The 1,525-nt window shown below is 70.0% G+C and carries 1 protein-coding gene; it reads right to left on the bottom strand.

The window, feature by feature from the left end:
* Positions 1 to 1,525 (bottom strand): urocanate hydratase (locus AB0K02_RS34010; protein WP_365996466.1); only part of this gene is annotated, 1,525 nt, incomplete at both ends.

Below are 1,525 nucleotides of genomic sequence, written 5' to 3'. Positions count from 1 at the left end.
GGACCTTCTCGCCCGCCAGCTTCGTGCCGTCCGCGACCGACACCTGCCCCGCGTGGATCGAACGGCCCATGCCCACACCACCGCCGTGGTGGATCGACACCCACGACGCACCCGAGGCCACGTTCACCATCGCGTTCAGCAGCGGCCAGTCCGCGATCGCGTCCGACCCGTCCAGCATCGACTCCGTCTCCCGGTACGGAGAGGCCACCGAACCGCAGTCCAGATGATCCCGGCCGATGGCCAGCGGCGCGGCCAGCTCACCGCTCGCCACCATGTCGTTGAACCGCTCACCCGCCTTGTCCCGCTCGCCGTAGCCAAGCCAGCAGATCCGCGCCGGCAGCCCCTGGAAGTGCACCCGCTCACCCGCCATCCTGATCCACCGGGCCAGCGACTCGTTCTGCGGGAACAGCTCCAGGATCGCCTTGTCCGTCTTGGCGATGTCGGCCGGGTCACCGGACAGCGCGGCCCAGCGGAAGGGGCCCTTGCCCTCGCAGAACAGCGGCCGGATGTAGGCGGGCACGAAACCCGGGAACGCGAACGCCCGCTCATAGCCCGCCAGCCGGGCCTCGCCGCGGATCGAGTTGCCGTAGTCGAACACCTCCGCACCCGCGTCCATGAACCCGACCATCGCCTCCACATGCCGGGCCATCGACTCACGGGCACGGGCGGTGAACCCGGCCGGGTCCTTGGCCGCCAGCGTGCCCATGCCGTCGAAGTCCACACCCACCGGCAGGTACGACAGCGGATCGTGCGCGGAGGTCTGGTCGGTGACGATGTCCACGGGGGCACCCTCGGCCAGCATCCGCGGCAGCAGCTCCGCCGCATTGCCCAGCAGACCGATCGACAACGGCCTGCGCGCGTCACGGGCCTCGACCGCCAGCCGCAGCGCCTCCTCCAGCGAATCGGCCCGCACGTCCAGGTACCGGTGCTCGATCCGCCGCTCGATCGCCCGCGGATCGCAGTCCACACAGATCGCCACACCGTCGTTCATCGTCACGGCCAGCGGCTGCGCACCGCCCATGCCGCCCAGACCCGCCGTCAGCGTGATCGTCCCCGCCAGCGTGCCGCCGAACCTCTTCGCCGCCACCGCCGCGAACGTCTCATACGTGCCCTGCAGAATGCCCTGCGTGCCGATGTAGATCCACGAACCGGCCGTCATCTGCCCGTACATGGTCAGCCCCAGCTGCTCCAGACGCCGGAACTCCTCCCAGTTCGCCCAGTCACCCACCAGGTTCGAGTTCGCGATCAGAACCCGCGGCGCCCACTCGTGCGTCCGCATCACCCCCACCGGACGACCCGACTGCACCAGCATCGTCTCGTCCTGCTTCAGCGTCCGCAGCGTGCGCACCATCGCGTCGAACGAACGCCAGTCCCGCGCCGCCTTCCCCGTACCGCCGTACACCACCAGCTTGTCCGGATGCTCCGCCACCTCCGGATCCAGATTGTTCTGCAGCATCCGCAACGCGGCCTCCTGCTGCCAGCCCAGAGCGCTCAGCTCCGTACCGCGCGGGGCCCGAACGGGGCG

The sequence above is a fragment of the Streptomyces sp. NPDC049597 genome (assembly GCF_040675505.1).
In the GTDB taxonomy this organism is placed as follows: domain Bacteria; phylum Actinomycetota; class Actinomycetes; order Streptomycetales; family Streptomycetaceae; genus Streptomyces.
The sequence above is the reverse complement of the archived record's forward strand: the minus strand, read 5'-3'. Positions and strand labels throughout refer to the sequence as shown.